Annotated in this window: 17 protein-coding genes and 1 pseudogene; 6 read left to right on the forward strand and 12 right to left on the reverse strand. The window is 39.1% G+C overall.

Annotated features, from left to right (window positions below; all coding sequences use genetic code 11):
* Positions 1-75: 75 nt before the first annotated feature.
* The gene (locus N1I86_RS03000) at positions 76-1,407 is read left to right on the forward strand and encodes an IS4 family transposase (RefSeq protein ID WP_341094487.1); all 1,332 of its coding nucleotides are present in this window, start codon (positions 76-78) and stop codon (positions 1,405-1,407) included.
* 149 nt (positions 1,408-1,556) lie between these two features.
* On the opposite strand, the pseudogene N1I86_RS03005 reads toward N1I86_RS03000, so the two are convergent.
* A pseudogene (locus N1I86_RS03005) lies at positions 1,557-2,216 on the reverse strand (aminotransferase class I/II-fold pyridoxal phosphate-dependent enzyme); the annotation flags it as partial.
* Between the two features lie 161 nt (positions 2,217-2,377).
* On the opposite strand from N1I86_RS03005, the gene N1I86_RS03010 reads away from it, so the two are divergent.
* Together N1I86_RS03010 and N1I86_RS03015 are read left to right on the forward strand one after the other, a co-directional pair.
* Positions 2,378-2,554: a hypothetical protein gene (locus N1I86_RS03010; protein ID WP_341094871.1), complete on the forward strand. Its 177-nt coding sequence runs from the start codon at positions 2,378-2,380 to the stop codon at positions 2,552-2,554.
* Positions 2,555-2,644: 90 nt separating this feature from the next.
* Positions 2,645-3,112, forward strand: coding sequence for a YkyB family protein (locus tag N1I86_RS03015; RefSeq protein ID WP_341094874.1), 468 nt, complete (start codon positions 2,645-2,647; stop codon positions 3,110-3,112).
* A gap of 468 nt (positions 3,113-3,580) precedes the next feature.
* On the opposite strand, the gene N1I86_RS03020 is transcribed toward N1I86_RS03015, so the two are convergent.
* The 3 genes from N1I86_RS03020 to corA all read right to left on the reverse strand — a co-directional run bounded on the left by N1I86_RS03020 (position 3,581) and on the right by corA (position 6,969).
* A complete protein-coding gene (locus tag N1I86_RS03020) occupies positions 3,581-4,831 on the reverse strand; it encodes an IS4 family transposase (RefSeq protein ID WP_094244900.1) in 1,251 nt (416 codons plus the stop codon).
* Between the two features lie 178 nt (positions 4,832-5,009).
* Positions 5,010-5,915, reverse strand: coding sequence for a chemotaxis protein (locus N1I86_RS03025; protein WP_341094876.1), 906 nt, complete (start codon positions 5,913-5,915; stop codon positions 5,010-5,012).
* A gap of 61 nt (positions 5,916-5,976) precedes the next feature.
* Entirely contained in the window at positions 5,977-6,969 is a 993-nt protein-coding gene (gene corA, locus N1I86_RS03030) for a magnesium/cobalt transporter CorA (protein ID WP_341094878.1), read from the reverse strand.
* Between the two features lie 112 nt (positions 6,970-7,081).
* Here corA and N1I86_RS03035 point away from each other — a divergent pair, with 112 nt between their 5' ends.
* On the forward strand, positions 7,082-8,242 hold the full coding sequence (locus tag N1I86_RS03035; RefSeq protein WP_341094880.1) for an aminotransferase A: 1,161 nt from the start codon (positions 7,082-7,084) through the stop codon (positions 8,240-8,242).
* Between the two features lie 94 nt (positions 8,243-8,336).
* On the opposite strand, the gene N1I86_RS03040 is transcribed toward N1I86_RS03035, so the two are convergent.
* The 7 genes from N1I86_RS03040 to N1I86_RS03070 all read right to left on the reverse strand — a co-directional run bounded on the left by N1I86_RS03040 (position 8,337) and on the right by N1I86_RS03070 (position 15,541).
* Positions 8,337-9,206, reverse strand: coding sequence for an NAD(P)-dependent oxidoreductase (locus N1I86_RS03040; RefSeq protein WP_341094882.1), 870 nt, complete (start codon positions 9,204-9,206; stop codon positions 8,337-8,339).
* Positions 9,207-9,640: 434 nt separating this feature from the next.
* Entirely contained in the window at positions 9,641-10,426 is a 786-nt protein-coding gene (locus N1I86_RS03045; RefSeq protein WP_003354369.1) for an SDR family oxidoreductase, read from the reverse strand.
* 391 nt (positions 10,427-10,817) lie between these two features.
* Positions 10,818-12,101, reverse strand: a complete 1,284-nt coding sequence (locus N1I86_RS03050; protein WP_048622726.1) for an IS110 family transposase — start codon at positions 12,099-12,101, stop codon at positions 10,818-10,820.
* Between the two features lie 378 nt (positions 12,102-12,479).
* Positions 12,480-14,210: a phosphoenolpyruvate--protein phosphotransferase gene (ptsP, locus tag N1I86_RS03055; RefSeq protein ID WP_270583467.1), complete on the reverse strand. Its 1,731-nt coding sequence runs from the start codon at positions 14,208-14,210 to the stop codon at positions 12,480-12,482.
* Positions 14,210-14,476 carry a phosphocarrier protein HPr gene (locus tag N1I86_RS03060; RefSeq protein ID WP_003354366.1) on the reverse strand — a complete coding sequence of 89 codons (267 nt, stop codon included), beginning with the start codon at positions 14,474-14,476 and terminating at the stop codon, positions 14,210-14,212. The genes ptsP and N1I86_RS03060 overlap by 1 nt, the downstream gene beginning before the upstream one ends.
* 360 nt (positions 14,477-14,836) lie before the next feature.
* Positions 14,837-15,013, reverse strand: a complete 177-nt coding sequence (locus N1I86_RS03065) for an aspartyl-phosphate phosphatase Spo0E family protein (RefSeq protein WP_234395482.1) — start codon at positions 15,011-15,013, stop codon at positions 14,837-14,839.
* Positions 15,014-15,346: 333 nt separating this feature from the next.
* Entirely contained in the window at positions 15,347-15,541 is a 195-nt protein-coding gene (locus N1I86_RS03070) for a hypothetical protein (protein WP_003354365.1), read from the reverse strand.
* A 509-nt stretch (positions 15,542-16,050) separates the two neighbouring features.
* On the opposite strand from N1I86_RS03070, the gene N1I86_RS03075 reads away from it, so the two are divergent.
* The gene (locus tag N1I86_RS03075; RefSeq protein WP_003354364.1) at positions 16,051-16,230 is read left to right on the forward strand and encodes a YkvS family protein; all 180 of its coding nucleotides are present in this window, start codon (positions 16,051-16,053) and stop codon (positions 16,228-16,230) included.
* Between the two features lie 279 nt (positions 16,231-16,509).
* Complete coding sequence (locus N1I86_RS03080) at positions 16,510-17,322, forward strand: hypothetical protein (RefSeq protein WP_341094885.1); 813 nt, start codon at positions 16,510-16,512, stop codon at positions 17,320-17,322.
* A gap of 124 nt (positions 17,323-17,446) precedes the next feature.
* Here the strand turns inward: N1I86_RS03080 and N1I86_RS03085 are convergent, their stop codons facing one another.
* Positions 17,447-18,478, reverse strand: a complete 1,032-nt coding sequence (locus N1I86_RS03085) for a YkvI family membrane protein (RefSeq protein ID WP_048624413.1) — start codon at positions 18,476-18,478, stop codon at positions 17,447-17,449.
* Between the last annotated feature and the right edge of the window lie 174 nt (positions 18,479-18,652).

Raw genomic sequence — 18,652 nt, forward strand, 5'->3', positions numbered from 1 at the left:
ATTTGATCTTTTTTCAGCGCCAAAAACATGGTATCCTTTCTAACGAAAATCATCGTTGGAAAGGATTATTTTTTGATGGAAAAAAAGATGAAGGCATGGATAAAAACGATTCGTCAACTCTTCTCCTATGAAGAACTGACTCGTCTGGCACGGAAAGTCGGATTCATTCAGCGGCAGCGTTCATTAACAGCGGAAGCCTTTCTGACGCTATGTGCTTGGGGAGACGGATCGCTCGCCTGTCAGTCGCTTCAGCGGTTGTGTGCCGATTTGGCGCTCTGGCATGATTGCTCTCTCTCGAATGAAGGACTGAATCAGCGGTTTACGCCTCGTGCCGTGGCGTTTTTAAAAGAGGTCTTTTTTACTCTCCTGATGCATCAACGTCCGGCACTCTCTTCCATCACCGAAACGTATCGCGCTTGTTTCACCCGTCTGCGGATCTTAGACTCTACCAGTTTTTTACTTCCGACCGACTATGGTGAGGACTATCAAGGTTCGGTTTCATCTGGCGCCAAAATCCAATTTGAGTATGAGCTGTTATCGGGAACCTGTCTTCAGCTGTGCGTCCAACAGGCCAATGATTCCGATGCCCGTTTTGCTTATCATACCCAGCACACGATTTTACCGAATGACCTTTGCATTCGGGATCTGGGGTTTTTTTCACTCGCCACGCTGGCGGAGATTGATGCTCGAGGTGCTTATTATATTACCCGGTTGCGTTCCGATATCAAAGTCTATATCAAGCAGGACGGGGAGTGGCACGAATGGGATTGGGAATCGATAGGAAATCGATTGGGCGAGGGGGAAGCCGTGGAAGTGGAACACGTGTATATCGGACACCAACGCCTGTATGTTCCGCGTCTGATTTTTCGCCGTCTCACGGCGGAAGAATGGGAAAAACGGCTGGCGTACGTGCGGAAAAAGGAAAAAAAGAAAGGGAAGGCGCTGTCACGCCAAACCCTTGAACAAAAGAAATATCACATCTTACTGACCAATTTACCACAAGAATCGTTTGATGCGCAACAAGTTTATGAGCTGTATTCGCTGCGCTGGCAAGTGGAGCTGTTATTTAAGGGCTGGAAATCCTTATTTGATCTTGACCGTGTCAAAAAGATGAAGAAGGAACGATTCGAATGCCACTTATATGGGACATTGATTGCCATTTTAGTCACGCAGACTCTTCTGTTCCAAGCCCGAAGGTATTGGCATCAACGGGAGGGAATCGAGATCAGTGAATGGAAAGCGCTTAATATCCTCCAATCGTATTGGCATCGGTTTCTTTTGCATCCCCAAGCGATGGAAACCGCCCTTCCATCTCTCCTGTCTCTGTTAAGGAAACACGCGAGGAAAGACCGAAGGAAAGGAGAGGAAACGGTATCGGATCTTTTAAAGAAATTGGGGATATGGTAGTGTGGGTCATGGATATAATTGCCAAATAACCCTCTTCTTGAGGGTTATTTGGCATGCCCAGCATTTGGTTTTCTCTTCATCCTTTGATTGATTTTTCGAACATGCGTATCATCCTAAAAAATTTTATACCGCTAACTTGACGGGTATGGACCTTCTCCTCTTTCTCCATAAATACCACTGCTATGAGCTTCATCGACCATCAAAATAGCCCCGTATTTTTCCTTTAATTCAACGAGCCCTTTTAATGGAGCAATATCCCCATCCATACTGAATACAGAATCCGTAACGATTAGTTTTTTCTTATGAACGGGCGCTTTTTTTAAAAGAGATTCTAAATGATCAAGATCTTGATGTTGATACCGTTTCATTTCCGCTCGGCTAAGAATCGTTCCATCGATGATGCTGGCGTGATTCCATTTATCGCTGAAGACGATATCATGGCGACCGACGAGTGCAGAAATAATGCCAACATTGGCTGTATACCCGCTGTTGAAAATAAGTGCGGCTTTTGTCCCTTTCCACTTCGCTAATTCCGATTCGACTTTTTCATAAAGTGAATAGTTGCCAACCATTAATCGAGAAGCTGTCGATCCGGCACCGTATTGCTGGGCAGCGCGCACGCTTGCTTGAATGAGCCGATCATCGCCAGCCAATCCAAGATAATTGTTCGATGAAAAATTAAGAAGCCTGCGACCATCTTTCAAAACGTACGAGTTCTTCAAAAAATCAATAGAATACAAATGGCGTTTTTGCTTTTTATCCTCTATATGCCGCAGTTCCTCTTTCATTTGTTTCTCCCATAAGTACATGAAAATCATCTCACCTCTTTTGTTAACTAATTTTATAATAAGTTAACATTTTTGAGAGAATCGTATCATAACGGAAAATTTTAGACAATCTAAAAACGATCTTCTTTCGTGGCAAGCGGCAATGCCTGGTCCTTACGTTGATAAAGAACAGAGATTGGAGCATGTATGATGAGTTAAAAACCAATCTTCTCATCGAACAAAAAGGAGTTTATAATATTTGGAATATACAGAGAAAAAATGGATATCCTTTTTTTAGTTTTATCGGTTTAGCCATTTCAGAAAAATTAAAAAATATAAAATTGAACTCCCATAAGAGAGTTTTTATTCCATTTTTATGAAAAAACTTTCTTTATCTTTTTCCTTCCCCTTTCCATCAGGCCTAAAAAAGGATATAATATGGTAAAAATGCTTCGAAAGGAGTTATCACGTTGAACAGCCAAAATGAATTGCCCTCGCTTCCTCCTACAACTACGAACCTCTCAAAAGCAATATTTACGGTGAATCGCCATGCTAAAACAGCCACCAATCCAAAATACTTATATTCACTGAAAAAGAAAGCGTTGCTGAAAATGATTCAAGAAGGAAAAGCTAAAAAAGTAGGGCTGCACTTTTCTCAAAATCCTAGATACAGTCAGCAACAGTCTGATGTGCTCGTAACATGTGGAGAATACTCATTTCATATACCTGCCTCTAAAGATGATTTTCAACTTTTGCCGCATTTAGGTCATCTTGACCAGCATACTCATAATCCAAAATGTCATATGAGCCTGTTCCAAGCGAAAAAATTGCTTCAGAATTATACTGGTTTTGAAGAAAATGAAACACGTCCGTCAAGCGGACGAAAAAAATATCGAAAACCCGTTTTTAAACCTCTAGGAGAGTCATTTTTTTCCTAATGGCCACATCAACTAAAGAGGTTGGACCTTTGACCCGTTTTGCGGGTTCGCACGCTCCAGCCGCTTAACGTACGATTGTCGGCTGGAGTTTTACGCCATCAAATAGTTCACATAAATTACTGCATTGTTTGTGAGCCTCCCATCCACCCTTTCATTCCAATCACGGCACTTTATGGACCGATATTCTCACCCCTTTTGCCATACCGTTCAAATTCATTCGATTGAGACGATTCCTTTTTATTGAAAGCACTCTCTAAAGTTTCACCGTAAAAGTGAATCGGCGATCCGTTACACATTTTTATGTCCGGAATCAGTAGCGTTGCATAAAAAAATTTAATGTTTGTCAAGCTCAACAAAAATTCCAGTTATTTCATGTAACTGAATATTCAGACATACAATCTTTCTAAGCAAGCTTAAAAGGACAATGACGTCTTAATCGGCAGTCCATTTCCACAATTTGGTAATATATTACAGAAACATTGGATCATAAACTAAATCGTCTAGGTGTTCCACCTCCCCTTCTTCAAATTGGTACACGATGGTTTCAAAATCTTTTTCCCAATGGTATTTTTTCCGACCGTTGGACGTTCGAATTGGCTTTTTAAAAAGGGAGCGAACAAAACAGTCAAAACCTTTAAAAAGCAGATTCTGTAAAGTTCGCTTGATCTCTAATAAAGGACCATCGTGATTCACTTTTAATTGGAGCATGGCCTGTAAGCAATAGGTGATTAGGGCGATCCAAATTTGATTGTAAACGGCATTTTGACTTTTTCCATAAAATCTTTTTATCTTAAGGTGCTGTTTCATCCATTTAAAGAAGGTCTCTATCTTCCAGCGATATCGGTATAAATCTGCAATCTCTTCCGCAGAAAGATCAAAGCAATTGGTTATGATGATCACGGGATTCCCTTCGCTGTCGACCGTTTCGATCAATCGGAGAGGATGAGTCATTTTGGTATGATTACGGTCATTTCCTAAAATGACAATCTGATCCCTATAAATCAAACGTTCTGGATTGGGAATCCGTTCCGATAAAACTTCAATCTCTGCGTTCTTTTTAAGCCGGGTAATGAATCGCACCCCTTCTCGGCATAAGCGGTCGAACTGTTTGTAATCGACATACCCTCGATCAAACAAGTAAATCGCATTTGGATCGATTTCAATGAGTTCGTCCATCTGTGTGCGATCGGCATGTTTCGCGGGTAAGATAATCCCTTGATCCGGAACAGTGATATCCTTCGTTACAACAACCTTTAAATGGAGTCGAACACCAGCCTTTGTCTTACGAAAAGTTGCCCATGGATATTGGCTCAAACTCATGCTCATCGTGGTAGAATCAATGACCAGAAGACGACCAATGTTTCGGATGATCGGGGCATTTTTCATTTGCCCTTGGATCTTTAAGACCAGATATTTAAATACTTTTTCAAACAGTTGAGGGGATAATTGGCCTAATTTGCGAGAAAGTTGCGAAGTACTAATTGCATCAAATTCCAGATATGTCTGCAACTCTTCCTTGTCTTTCAAATGTTTGGCCAATTTTGTTAAGCTTTCCAATTCATTTAACTGAGCGATGATACAAAGTTGTAAAAACTTATACACCGTTAATTTTTTAATGTATTTGTCAACGTCAATCACATTAATTAGTTTTGAAAAAGTTATTGGATCGATCTCTTTAAATAGTTCATTTATTGTGGATTCTGTGGTATTCTTATCCATAATGGTTTCTCCTTATTCTTAGGATTTGGATAGGACTGCCAATCCTAATTATAAGGAGTTTTTTTATATCCAAAAAGATGAAATTTAACATAAAATTGGGCTTGACAAATTAAAATTAACTTAATGCAATGCTACTGGTCCGGAATAACAAAAAAGCACCTCACTCGGTGCCTTATCGCTATAAAATATACTCGTCAATTTTTTTGATCAATTCATTGATTTCTGGTTTGCTGACTTGTTCATCAGCTCCCACCATTTCTCCTTTGTGCCGTAATTCATTGGTGATCAATGAGGAAAAAATAATGACAGGCAGCTTTTTCAGACTTGGATTATCTTTTATCCGCTTGGTCAAATGATGTCCGTCCATTTGCGGCATCTCGATATCGGTAATCACCAATTGTACTTTTTCTGCAATATCAGATTCTTCTTCTATGAGAGATTCCAAGTAGGAAAGAGCCTCTTGTCCATTTTCAAAGAAATCAATATTTACATATCCCGCTTCTCCCAACGTCTCTTCCAATAATTTTCTCAACAGCGGCGAATCTTCCGCCACGATTATTTTCTTGTTCGATCTCTCCCGTTTACCAAGTTTTTTCACTTGTTCGACTTGAATACCGGAAGTCGGGTTAATATCGACCATTATTTTTTCAAAATCCAAAAGCAAAAGCATTTCTCTGTTCATTTTAATGACGCCGATGATTTCACTGCTTTTCCCTTGATAAATTTCGGAAGGCTTTTCAATGCTTTGCCATGAAATCCGGTGGATTTTAGAAACGTTGTTGACACGGAAAACAGCTTTTTGGCGGTTAAACTCCGTTACGATGAATTTATCATTCTCTTTCGGCCGAGAGTTTTCAAACCCTAGCACTCTCATCATGTCGATTACCGGCAGTATTTCCCCGCGCAATTCGATAATTCCTTCAACATGAGGATGTGAATGAGGTATAAACGTGACGGGAACCGGCAATATAATTTCTCTCACTTTTATCACATTAATGCCGTATTTGTTTCCGTTCACTTCAAACTCTACGATTTCCAGTTCATTTGTCCCACTTTCTAACAGAACTGTCGTATTTTTGTCCATAGTGGCAACCCCTCCCAATTACCTTAACTATACCATGAAAATGATAGGCAAAAAAGACTATCTATTTTGAACTATGACGATTCCGTCGATTTTTTTTATTCCCGATTTTCAGCCATCCAATTTTGACAAAAACCAAAAACATAAAGAATGCTATACATGCCATCCCTATTAACACCATATAATAAGCGTATTTAATATGAAGTTCCGGCATATAATCAAAATTCATTCCATATATTCCTACGATAAAGGTTAACGGCATAAAAATCGTCGTAATAATCGTCAGCGTCATCATAATGTTATTGGTCTTATTGGAATTAAAAGACATATAGTTATCACGGATATCGGCAGAAAATTCCCGATAGGATTCCAGCATTTCTGATAACTTCAACAAATGGTCATAAATATCATGAAAATAAAATCGCTGATCTTCAATAAATGAGACATTTTCTGAATTTAAAAGCCTGTAAAGAAGATCTCTCATCGGCAAAATGGAGCGCCGGAGCTTGGACATGTCGTGGCGGATATCAAATATTTTATCCAGCAATTCATTAACAGCCTCTCTATCGCTGTTTTCTTCGATTTGGTTGAGGGCATCTTCAATATGGAAGACAGGCTGAAAATAATCGTCTACGATCTGGTCAATAATACTGTGGAGAACAAAAATCGGACCCTTTTTCAAACCTTCTTCTTTTTTTATACGCACCCACGAGTTATTAATGGCCCTGTTCGGCTGTTTATGATAGGTGACAAGCATATGGCTGTTCATAAACACTTCTACTTCGTCTGTAGCCAAAGTTGTTTGCTGGATGGAGTGCAAAAGAAAAAATAAATAATTTTTGTAGAAATCCACTTTGGGCCTTTCAATCAATTCGTCTAAACAGTCCTCCACAGCCAATGGATGGAAATGAAAAAAATCACGTAAAAGGGAATTTTCCTCGTCGGATGGCTCCGAAAAATCCACCCAATACCAAACCGTATGTTCATTGTTAAGATCACGAAGCGGAACATCATATACGATTTGGTTATCTTTATCAACAGCGCATGTTCTGATCATAATCTCTCATTCAACCGCCTTTAAATGATGAAGTTTTTTGATTCTTTCCTTTTTAAGAGACTCTATAGACATTATAATGATAACAAAAGGAAAGAAAGGTTAGTGAAAAACATTGGAACAATATCTGAACGAAAACGTCAAAAATATTCAAATCTCTGGAATTAGAAAGTTTTTTAATATGGTGAGCGGAATAGAAGGGATGATCTCCTTAACCATTGGCCAACCGGATTTTCCTACACCGGATCATATAAAAAAAGCGGGAATGAATGCCATTCAAAAAAATTTTACCGTTTATACACATAACGCAGGATATTTGCCGCTTCGCCAAGCCATTAGCCATTATGTACATAAAAAATATAATTTAACCTATTCGCCGGAAAGCGAAATCATTGTCACGATAGGAGCGAGCGAAGCGATTGACGTTGCCTTAAGAACCATTTTATGCCCGGGAGATGAAGTCATCCTTCCAGGTCCCGTCTATCCCGGCTATGAACCGATCATTCGGATGTGCCAAGGGGTCCCTGTTTTTGCCGATACTAGGGACAACCAATTTAAATTAACAAAAGACGTTCTTGAAAAATATGTCACCGCCAACACGAAATGCGTTATTTTGCCTTATCCGTCCAATCCAACAGGAGTAAGTTTAACAGAAGACGAGTTAAAAGAAATCGCTCTATTTCTTAAAGATAAACCTATTTTCGTGATTGCTGACGAAATCTACAGCGAACTTCTTTACGATCGTCCTCATGTCTCCATCGGCCGTTTTTTAAGAGAACAGACAATAGTCATCAACGGCTTGTCGAAATCGCATTCCATGACTGGATGGCGGATTGGCTTTTTAATGGCGCTGGAAAACATCGCCCAACATTTACTAAAAGTTCATCAATATAACGTGTCTTGCGCTTCTTCTATTTCTCAAATGGCTGCATTGGAAGCTTATACAAATGGAGAAGAAGCCTCCGCGGCTATGAGGGAAGAATACAAAAAGCGCCGCGCTTATGTATATGAGCGTCTCGAAAGTTTCGGCTTGGAAGTGGTCCGCCCGGACGGGGCATTTTATTTCTTTGTAAAAATACCTGATGCGATAAAACTGGATTCTTTTGATTTTTGCCTTCAATTAGCGCGGGAACAAAAAGTGGCCTTGGTTCCCGGGAGTGCCTTTTCCCACTATGGAGAAGGATACTTTAGGCTGTCGTATGCTGCCTCGATGAAAGAGCTTGAGGAAGGGCTGAACAGACTGGAGAATTTTCTAAAAAGCAAACATATCCTGTAATCATTCTGCTTGCTTCGATAATATCGTAAAAATGTTGGCTTTCAAAAACGGTAAAAAACTGGTCCTTTTGTGGACCAGTTTTTGCTTCTTTTTTTTATTCAGCCCAATATTTGATAAGGGCTTGCGTCCCACTTGATTCTTCTCCTTTTGCCGACAGTTCCTCATACATTTGTTTAGCCAGCGAAAGTCCCGGAAGTGAAAGATTCATTTTTTCGGCTTCTTCAAGAGCAATCTTCATATCTTTTATAAAGTGTTTAATGTAAAAACCCGGTTCAAAGTCTTCTTTTAAAATACGTGGAGCTAAATGAGACAACGACCAGCTCCCGGCTGCTCCTGTGGAAATGCTTTTTAGCACCATTTCCGGATCCAATCCCGCTTTTTTCGCATAAATAAGCGATTCGCACACACCGATCATATTAGTAGCAATAGCAATCTGATTGCACATTTTTGTATGTTGTCCGGAGCCGGCTTTCCCTTGGTAAACAATATTATTTCCTAAAACGTTTAAAAGATCTTGAACCCGATCAAAAATTTCTTTATCCCCTCCGACCATGATGGCAAGCGTCCCGTTTCTAGCGCCGATATCTCCTCCTGAAACAGGGGCATCTAATGTATAGATTCCTTTCGATTGGGCTGTTTGATAAATGTGTACAGCCAATGACGGCTTGGAAGTGGTCATATCGATAAAAATCTGTCCACTTCGGCCGTTTTCAATCAGTCCGTTTTCAGATAAATAAACTTCTTCCACATCACTTGGCATACCGACTATCGTAAAAACGATGTCCGCCTGTTTCACTAATTCTTTCGGACTGTTCGCCCATTTTGCTCCATTCTTTAATAGCTCATTCGCTTTTTCTTTTGTCCGATTATACACCACCAGCGGATAACCGGCCGCTAAAATATGTCCGGCCATACTTTTCCCCATTACTCCTGTTCCAATAAACCCGACAACCGGTTTCGTCATCCTCCTCCTGATTGCCAAAATCCGTATAAACGGGCGAACTCCCATCAGAAGAGATTTCACATCTCCCCAGACCTTTACACCGTAAGTCTGATGTAATCATTCAAAAATACAGAATATTCCTTCTGCTATTCGAATACCCGTTTATATAATTGGATTTTGCAATCAGTTGTTCACCTCCTCCGTTTATTGTAAAACGAGCTGAACCTTTCCATAATAAAATGAACGATCTTAATATACCGAAAAAAAGAAGACCTGTTTCAACAGGTCTTTAAAAGAAAAGGGGGGTTGTGAGTGAGAATCTTTAAAATTCCTCTTTCATCATTAGAATTCCCCCCATTTTCTTTTTTAAACATGTTTTTACAAAACATGTGCCTGTTGTTTTCAATATCATATATTTGATGTTTTTTCGATTCGTCGAACGGTCTTTGAAAATATTAAATGGAACGGACCATGCCTCCGTCGACTAAGAAAGTGCTGCCTGTCATATATGTATTGGCTTCCGAAGCTAAAAACGCTACCACATTCGCAAATTCCTCCGGTTTTCCGTATCTTCCGAGAGGAATCTTACTTTTCATGATTTCTGACATTTCTTCTATGGAGATTCCTTGTTTTTCGGCGCCAATTTTATCCAGCTCGATAATTCTATCAGTTGCGATGCGCCCTGGAGCCACTGTGTTCACTAAAATATTGTACGGAGCAAGTTCCGTAGCCAGTGTTTTAGAAAGTCCTACTATCCCTGTTCGGAATGTATTCGATAAGATTAAACCTGGAATTGGCTCTTTAATAGAAGAAGAAGCAATATTGATAATCTTTCCGCCATTTTGTTTTAAATAAGGCAAAGCGGTTCGAATCATTCGTATATAGGAAAGCAGATTCAATTCAAACGCTTTTTGCCACATTTCATCCGTTATTTCTTCAAACGTTCCGGACGGCGGTCCTCCTGCATTGTTGACCAAAATATCGACTCCGCCATAAACGTCTACTGTTCGTTCGACCAGATGTTGAATATCAGCAAGTTTTGTCACATCGCAAGTTGTCCATTCTATCCGGCCGGGCAATGTCTTGTCCCATTTTTGTTTTAGATCTTTCAGCTTTTGTTCGCTTCTGCTGGAAATCATGACATTGGCTCCGTTAGCCGCGAGTTCCTCCGCAATAGCTTTTCCCAACCCTTGACTAGAAGCGGCAACGATTGCCTTTTTTCCTTCTAAACCTAACTTCAAGCAGAATCCCTCCCTCTATAAACTTTAATTTTCTTCAAAATTCTCGCGTTTTCTTTAAATTTCGCTAACACATAATAGCTTCTTTACCTCAAATGAGTGGATATTACTTGTATTTATTCAATATATTTACATGGTAAGGTGCATCCTATAATACAGATTTACAATATCTGTAATATCATGTATGACCGTGCAAGAAGTCTCCACACTTCTCATGGTCGCTCACCCTCCCATGTATCACTGGATTTTAAGATCCACACATTCCTTCGTCCTGCGTACCCATGAGGTGGAGGTTGGATATGCTCCTTTACAGGGTCTAATGCCCGAATGGTGAAAATATACTCCAACTCTGCACTATTGGTGTTTGTCAGAATAACAAGTCGTTTGAAAGCTTTTATGCAGCCTGTAATGCTTTTATTTGAGGTAATCCCTTTAATAGCTTTAATCCATCAAACTCACACTGTTTCTTACCAATGGCAAATAACACACGTAATAATTTACAACACAAGGCAATCAGAGACTGTTGTTTTTTTAACGGCCTGTCTGGCCGATTGGTATAGTAATGATGCAAGGCTTTAAATACAGGATTATGGGCAACCAATGGTCGAATGGCCAGGTATAATGCTTTTCGTAAACGTCTTCGACCCCTTTTGGTTATGCGTGTTTGCCCTTTATACTTTCCTGAACTGTGTTCTCTTAAAGAAAGCCCTGCCAGATTGACTAATTGTTGCGGATGATTGTACTTGGTTAAATCTCCTACTTCCGCAAAGAACAAAGCAATGGTAGTGTAACTAAGTCCCGGGATATTGGTCATTTGTTTCGCACCTGGTATGCTTTCAACAACACCTTCTAGTTCTTCATCTAGTTGTGCTAACTGTTTCTTGTAAAGCTCATATTGATCCAATAGGCAATCCAATTCTCTTTTTGCGAACTGGATTCCTGTCTCAATCCCAACGCTCTTTTTCGCTACTTCTACGAGTCGGGTTGCTCGTTTCAGCCCAACCCCACGCTGTACATACGGTTTCCATTTTTGCAGCACTTCTTCTGGTGACAACTTTTGAATATGAGAGGGAAATGGAAACATGCGCAAGGTATAAAAGGCTGCTTTACCTTTCCAATCTCCAAACACATCGAAAAACTCTGGGAAAAAGCGCTGAATGACGTTTTCAATCCGCCCTTCAATGATCATAAGCTGTTTGATGAGCTGATCTCGTAATTTGACGCCTTCCCTTAGTTCAGCGTATACGCCCTCTAATAGGTTCGGTACGGAGTATCGCCCATCTTTCATTAACTGTGCAATGACACGAGCATCTTTTGTATCGTTTTTTGTAGGCGAATTGTCATCAAGCTCTTTACTTTTTTTGACGTGCATGGGATTCACTAGCACTACATCATATCCTTTTGCCTTAAGAAAGTAAGCAAGATTTAGCCAATAATGACCTGTTGGCTCCATTCCAAAAATCACGTGGTCCTTATGATTTTCTTTTTGAATATGATTAACCCAATCTAATAAGGTTTGAAAGCCGTGTATACGATTTTCAAAGATCAATCTCTTGCCAAATTCTAAGCCTCGGTCATCTTGAAAACGGGCAACGTGCTTTTCTTTAGCTACATCAATACCTACAATGAGAGTTGATGGTGTAATTTGAGAGATTTTTTGATTTTGTGTATAATTCATTTTGAGTCCTCCTTGGTTTATTGAAATTCGGGGTCAACGCGCATTGACACCCTGTACTATACCAAGGGGACTTTTTTTTATCAAACCTCAAATTTCCTCATTACAGGAATGCTCCTTTAACCAAAGTACTTTTATTATAAAACATGCAAAATTTTCTTGCATTTTTTTCGCTTCATTACCGTCTAATCACAAAGTCGATCCGAAATGCCATGAAATTGGCAGAACAACACCAAACGTTTATTCCCTCCAACCACCAAAAAAGAGGCTGGAACTTTTTAAAACTCCAGCCTCCATAAAGGGGGAAATGAGAATAAAGATCTAAGTTGAGTATTCGTGTGGCATTTAACATTTTTACCCCTGATTAAGAATTTATACATCTTAATGGCTATATTGAGAAGACACTGCTTTTTCAACAAGTTCTACTACTTCAGCAGTAGTTCTTTTATTCAATGCTTCAGAAGCCAATTGTTCCATTTCGGATCGATTTAACTTTTTAATAAGAGATCGAGCTTTTAGAATGGATGTGGCACTCATGGAGAATTCATCAAGACCAAGACCGAGCAAGAGCGGAATGGCCGTCTCATCTCCTGCCATTTCTCCACACATTCCTGCCCATTTACCTTCTTTATGAGCGGCATCGATGACCATTTTCACAAGCCGTAAAATCGCCGGATTGTATGGTTGATACAAATAGGATATGCGTTCATTCATACGGTCTGCTGCCAGCGTATATTGAATTAAATCGTTCGTTCCTATGCTGAAAAAGTCCACTTCTTTTGCAAATTGATCTGCCATTACAGCCGTGGACGGAATTTCCACCATAATGCCGACTTCAATTGAATCCGAAACTTTCGTTCCATCCTGAATCAATTTTTCTTTTTCTTCTTCTAAAATAGCTTTTGCTTCACGAAACTCATTAATGGTTGCAATCATAGGGAACATAATTTTCAGATTACCGTAAACGCTGGCGCGCAACAATGCCCGAAGCTGTGTGCGGAACAGATCTTGATCTTCCAAGCATAAGCGAATAGCCCGGAAACCTAGGAACGGGTTCATTTCTTTTGGAAGATTTAAATATGGAAGTTCTTTATCTCCGCCAATATCAAGTGTGCGGACAACGACTGGCTTTCCGTTTAAGCCTTCCAATACCGTTTTATAAGCTTCGAATTGTTCGTCTTCGGACGGCAGTTGATCTCGTCCCATATACAGAAATTCAGTACGGAACAAGCCAACTCCTTCTCCTCCATTATTGATAACGCCTTCTATATCTTTCGGCGTTCCAATATTGGCGACCAGTTCGACTTGATGGCCATCGCTGGAGTATGTTTTTTCATTCTTCAATTTGGCCCATTCTGCTTTTTCCTTAGCAAATTGTTCCGCTTTGTCTTTATAGGATTCAATGACTTCAGGAACAGGATTGACATGAACCTCTCCATTGATGCCGTCAACGATCACTAAATCGCCATTTTGGATTTCTTTTGTCGCTTCCTTTGTCCCCACAACAGCAGGAATTTCCATTGAACGCGACATGATAGCGGAGTGAGAAGTTCTTCCCCCTACATCGGTCGTAAAACCTTTAACAAATTGTCGGTTCAATTGAGCAGTATCAGAAGGAGTTAAATCTTCTGCTACTATGATTACTTCTTCCGCAATCAAGCTAGGATTCGGAAGTTCCACTCCTAATAAATGAGCAAGAACACGCTTCGTTACATCTCTAATGTCAGCTGCCCGTTCTTTCATATATTCGTTATCCATGTTTTCAAACATGGAAACAAACATATCAGCTGTTTCTTTTAAAGCAAATTCAGCATTGACTTTTTCATTTTTGATTTTATCTTTAATAGAACCTGTCATCTCAGGATCGCTTAATACAAGAAGATGAGCTTCAAAAATGGCTGCTTTTTCTTCGCCCAATTCTTTTTTGGCATGATCCCGAATCGTTTCAAGCTCGCTTTGAGATTGACGGATTGCTTCTTCAAAACGTTTGGTTTCTTCTTCAGAATTCTGAATGTCTTTTCTTTCTACTTTTAAGTCGGGTTCCACTAAACGGTATGCTTTCGCAATTGCAATCCCGTTTGATGCTGCGATTCCTTTTAAAATCGTCGACATTATTCTGCCAAACCTTCTTTTTTCATAGTTTCTTCAATCGTTTTCAACGCATCCGCTTCATCGCTTCCTTCAGCGGAAATCGTTATTTGGGCGCCTTTTCCGATTCCTAGCGCCATAACACCCATGATGGATTTCAAGTTCACTTTTTTGCCATTATATTCAAGCTGAACATCGCTAGAAAATTTGCTTGCAGTTTGTACTAATTTAGTTGCTGGACGAGCATGGATTCCTGTTTCATCAATAACGGTAAATTGTTTTTGCACCATTTATCATCGTCTCCTTTACTTTTTCGTCATCAATACATTAACGAATCTTTCTTCATTCGTCAATACTGGTCTATACCACATGAAAACTCAATGCAATTCCCCCATGAAAGAATATCATGGAAAACCGGATAGTGACAATAAAGAAAGTGTGTCATTTCTATTATATCTTAAAGAAAGAAATCTTATTTCTTTTGGATTTCTGTAAAGAATTCGGACTATTTCATTCTGTTATGCAAATCACATTGGATTTAAAGGGTTAACTTAGCGCTTTCTCTCTTTTTGCAAGTGCCGTCATCAAAGAAGACTTCTCTTCATTTTTCTTTCAAAGAATATAAAAAAAATAGACCCTATGAAAGAAGTCTAGGATTTTGAAATCGCAAATTGTTTATCGTATTCATTTAATAACAGATCAAGTTCTTTGCTTAATTTTATTGTCTCTTCACTGTTTAACCCTTTTTCAATCCCGACCGCAATCATCGCGATTCTTTTTTCTTCAATTAACTGGATGAGTATAGCCGGGGAACGGTTAGTATTCACATTTCGTCACCACATTTCGAATTTTATCCCCAGAAAAATCGAAGTCTTTCATCTACAATAGATTACTATATTATTGATAATTTTACAATCAATGACATTGTGAATTTATATATGTTTTTACAATATTTGATAATTATATGAAACTTTTATTAACGATGGCTTTCTAACAACTTGTTCGAATCAAATGATAGGAAAAGTTACCAACGTGGGACATTCTTCGGTGCTTCCATCCTTAAAGGCAGGGGCTTTTTGTGGAAAATCGCCGGTCAAATGGCAGCCCAAAAAGGAGAACCGGATGATCGTATACTCCTTATTAAATATTTTTAAAGACATTTACTTTCGAGGTTCTTTATCATAATAAAACAGCACATCTCCCCCTCTTTGGGCCACTCCACGAAAATGTTTGAAATCCGGCCGCTTAACAAGATGGGAGCGAAACTGCATAAAATCCTCTTTTTTCACTAAAAACTCGTGAATTTCCTCGTTTTTCAATTTGTCCAAAATGGATTGTATTTCTTCTTCTTTCAAGAGATTCCCCCCTATTCGTGCTTATCTGCCAAATCCGAATATGGTCTTTAAGCTAGAAAGCGAGCGCAATAGGTTCGATCATCTTTTAAAGTTCAAAAAAACACCAAGACAGCAAAATCATCAATGCGCACAGTACAGCTATACGTTCGTAGTCATGATGATTTTAGAGTGAACTTTTCATTTTTGGAATTCATTATCCAAGCCAGCCGACGATGTTTCCATGTTTTGAGAAAAAGAAAGATCTCCTTCGAAAATAGCGATTTTCAAACAAAAATTATTATAAGACTATTGCTTTCAAAATGCTATAAAAAAGATTATTGAAAAATTATACATTTTTATGTAAAAAGACTTTACCTTTTGATTCTTATAGGGCAAACTATTATTAATTATTTTCCACATCTTGCAAGCAGGAATGCGGGCTTGCTGTTGTTTAATCGCGTCTTATGCAAAATTTGTACTCCGTCCTATGAGTGACTTATTTCGGACTATAATTCAAAGGAGAGAGGGTTATGATCAAAGCAGAAGTAGGAAATATCATTGAGTTTAAAGGCGGATTGAGGGGGATCGTCGAGAAGGTGAACGAAAATTCGGTGATTGTGGATTTAACTTATATGGAAAACTTCAGAGAGTTGGATTTAGAAGAAAAAACAGTGGTCAACCATAAAAATTATACGATCGTACAAAAATAGGTCCATGCTCTCACATCGAAGGTTTGACATCTATAGAAACTTCTACTCGGAGAAAGCCCAGTATATCTTTTTTCAGTTTCGGCTTTACAAAAAAAGGATTTTGAACCGAATTTGAAAAGAAATTGTAAATCATTTGAAGCAGATTTCCTTTAAAATAGAATCAGAAGCAGAAACAGGCAATGTATATTCATTGAGATTTCCTGTTCTCAATGCTTATTCCCTGATGCCAATCTCAATGCATTGCCGGTTATACAACAAAAGGAAAGAGGAGGAAATGGCATGAAAAGTTGGACCAACACTGTTCTTGCATTGGCATTATTGTCAACTCTCAGTTTAGCCGGATGCGGAACGAATGAAAAAACATCTGAAAACGAAAACCAGGCATCATCTAATACTGTCGAAACAAAAGAGCATAAGGACACTGCAAAACAAGCCGTTCAATCAAACGAATCCAATCAAGAAAGCGAAAATCAAAATACCGCCAGCTCAGAAAACAAGCAAAGTGAACAGGAATCAGCGAAAGCAAACGATTCCTCAAACAATCAGACTGAAAAAAAGGTTTCAACCAATGACAGCGTTCAACCTAAGGATAGCTCACAATCCAAAGACAGTACACAATCTGGAACCGTCCGCCCATTCGAGAAAAAAATTCAATATTCCATAGGCGGACAAAACAAAACCGATACAGCTGTATTGGAAGAAAGCGACAACCAAGGGTTTTCCATGTATGTTCTTCCCCACTATGAACTAACAGCCGAAGAACCATACAAAGACGTTGTGTACTTTAAAGACAAAGACCAGCTGTTTATGCGAATTGAATTAATGCAAAAAACCCAAAATTGGGATACATTTAAACAATCGGCTTTCGATCAGTTGAAAGCTATTAATGATGAGGTAAAAACGATTTCGCCGCCAAATACAAGCACGTTTAAAAATGCTACCGCCTATCGGACTAGCACTCAAGATGCAGTGGTCACTGCTTATGTGATACCATCGAGCACCCAGCCGATAAAGATTACCATTTATGATGACAAAGACAGCTCATATTCAGATGCCTTTTTAAAAATGGCGGATACCATTCAAGTGAAATAACTTTCTTTAGGGAAGCTGATCATCGCTTCCCTTCCCTCTGCCTCTCCCCTCTCTCATTTCATTTATCACCATTTAATCTTTTTCTTTCGACGTTTTATCCCATAGCAGAGAAATCCCGCTCCCATTATTTGATAGGCTTTACCCAAAGAAGAAAGAAGAACAAAAAACTAAAGTATCCGAATAATGGATAAAGAAAGGATAACAATCGCCCGTAATGAAGCTGGCTTAAGCAAAAAGCAATCAAAAAAACGCTGATATAAAGAAGAATAGGCTGAATTGGCCAGTAATGACTCAATTGTCTTTCCAATCCATATATATTTCCGATAATCGAAGTAAAAATTTCTCCATAAATAATACATAAATAAATGCCTGAAATTCCATAGGCGACGTTATTCATAACGCTTGCCATCGGTATTTCCAAGCTAGTTACGTCAGGAAGCTGCAACAAAACAAAGTGGCTGGAAAGGAGAATGATCGTCAAAAATAATCCTCCAATGATTCCCCCCCATCGGATGGTTCTTTCGTCATTGATCTCTGCGGCAACAGGAACTAATACTGCTTGAGCAAGAGCCAAATTAAAAGCCGTATAAGCGAAAGGACTTACTATGGATTGAATACTAATATCGGAAGAAGCTGACGAAAAAAGAGAAGAAAAAAATTCCGGTGTTTGGGATGAAACCAAAAACACAATAAGGTTAAAAGTGATCATCAGCGGAACAACAAATGAATTGACAGCCAATAGTCCTTTCGTTCCATTGATGATCACAATAACCCCTCCAAAAATCGTCAACCAAATCCCCAATTGCTTCGATAATCCTAATTGTTCCTCAAAAAGCGCTCCAGCCCCAGCTAGCATAACGCCGGATACACAGATTAACATGAACAGCATGGCCATATTAAAAAAGAAAGCAAGTTTTTTGCCAAATAAATATTCATTTAATTCTTCATAAGATTGAGCTTTTAACTTGATCGATACTCTCATCGTCTTCGTTCCCATAACAATAAACAAATAGCCGCTTACCATGATTCCGAGGAACCCAATGAATCCAAACTGAGTAAAAAACTCCACGATTTCCTTTCCCGTTGCAAATCCCGCTCCAATCACTGTTCCTACGTAAACAAACGCAATTTGAAGAGCGCCATAAAAAGCCTTCACGAATACTCCCCCAATTCTTTCCCCTCTGTCCATATGTATGTGAAACCATCCCCTTTCATAAGCGGAAAGCAAAAAATTTTATTTTAAGAAAATCACTTCGTGAGGGTGAGAAAAAAATTTTTTAAAAAAGAACAAAAAAATTTCATCAAAACACTTGAAAGTCAAAAATGGTCA

This window comes from Bacillus sp. FSL W8-0116 (genome assembly GCF_038003825.1).
Classification (GTDB): Bacteria; Bacillota; Bacilli; order Bacillales; family DSM-4216; genus Bacillus_O; species Bacillus_O smithii.

What these genes read in the sequence shown, in the direction of transcription:
- N1I86_RS03075 (WP_003354364.1), top strand. Translation starts at nt 16,051, where the DNA reads ATGATCAAAGCAGAAGTAGGAAATATCATTGAGTTTAAAGGCGGATTG.
- ptsP (WP_270583467.1), bottom strand. Translation starts at nt 14,210, where the DNA reads ATGTCGACGATTTTAAAAGGAATCGCAGCATCAAACGGGATTGCAATT.
- N1I86_RS03050 (WP_048622726.1), bottom strand. Translation starts at nt 12,101, where the DNA reads ATGAATTATACACAAAATCAAAAAATCTCTCAAATTACACCATCAACT.
- N1I86_RS03020 (WP_094244900.1), bottom strand. Translation starts at nt 4,831, where the DNA reads ATGGATAAGAATACCACAGAATCCACAATAAATGAACTATTTAAAGAG.
- N1I86_RS03060 (WP_003354366.1), bottom strand. Translation starts at nt 14,476, where the DNA reads ATGGTGCAAAAACAATTTACCGTTATTGATGAAACAGGAATCCATGCT.
- N1I86_RS03025 (WP_341094876.1), bottom strand. Translation starts at nt 5,915, where the DNA reads ATGGACAAAAATACGACAGTTCTGTTAGAAAGTGGGACAAATGAACTG.
- N1I86_RS03000 (WP_341094487.1), top strand. Translation starts at nt 76, where the DNA reads ATGGAAAAAAAGATGAAGGCATGGATAAAAACGATTCGTCAACTCTTC.
- N1I86_RS03010 (WP_341094871.1), top strand. Translation starts at nt 2,378, where the DNA reads ATGTATGATGAGTTAAAAACCAATCTTCTCATCGAACAAAAAGGAGTT.
- N1I86_RS03080 (WP_341094885.1), top strand. Translation starts at nt 16,510, where the DNA reads ATGAAAAGTTGGACCAACACTGTTCTTGCATTGGCATTATTGTCAACT.
- corA (WP_341094878.1), bottom strand. Translation starts at nt 6,969, where the DNA reads ATGATCAGAACATGCGCTGTTGATAAAGATAACCAAATCGTATATGAT.
- N1I86_RS03040 (WP_341094882.1), bottom strand. Translation starts at nt 9,206, where the DNA reads ATGACGAAACCGGTTGTCGGGTTTATTGGAACAGGAGTAATGGGGAAA.